The sequence below is a fragment of the Streptomyces roseus genome (assembly GCF_001044425.1).
Classification (GTDB): Bacteria; Actinomycetota; Actinomycetes; order Streptomycetales; family Streptomycetaceae; genus Streptomyces; species Streptomyces roseus.
On sequence record NZ_LFML01000135.1, the window covers coordinates 1 to 502 of the forward strand.

1 pseudogene is annotated in these 502 nt (G+C 71.9%); it reads left to right on the top strand.

Annotated features, from left to right (window positions below):
• Positions 1 to 399 (top strand): annotated as a pseudogene (locus ACS04_RS36875) (DUF2637 domain-containing protein); the annotation flags it as partial.
• Positions 400 to 502: the final 103 nt, after the last annotated feature.

Consider the following 502-nt stretch of genomic DNA (forward strand, 5'->3'; position numbering starts at 1 on the left):
CTCGACCTGCACAACGTTCCGCCCTGGCTGCGCATCCTCGTCGCGGGCTGGCCCGCACTCGCCTTCCTCGGCGGCACCCTCCTCGCCCACGGACCCACACCGGCGCCGGAGCCTGTTGATAAGCCCCACGTCGAACCCGTTCCGGACCTGGCTGTCGAGCGGGACCCGGAACCGGCTCCCGAACTGCCGCCAGCCGAACCCGCCCCGGATCACGTACCGCCACAGCCCGCCCTCACGCCGTCCGCAGTACCTGTTCCGCCCGCGCTGCTCGACCACGCCCAAAAGATCGCGGACGCCCACCAGGCACGGACCGGCGCCCCGATCGACGCGGCAACCCTGCGCAGCCGCCTCGGCGTCCCGCCCGCTCTGGCGGACTCGATCGCCCTCCAACTCGCCTGAAACGAAAGGAGACAGACCCCATGCGCCCGAACCGCTTCTACAACCTCGCCCGCTTCGGCCCGGTGCGTGTCGGCACCCACCACGACGGCCGGGGCCGTACCAA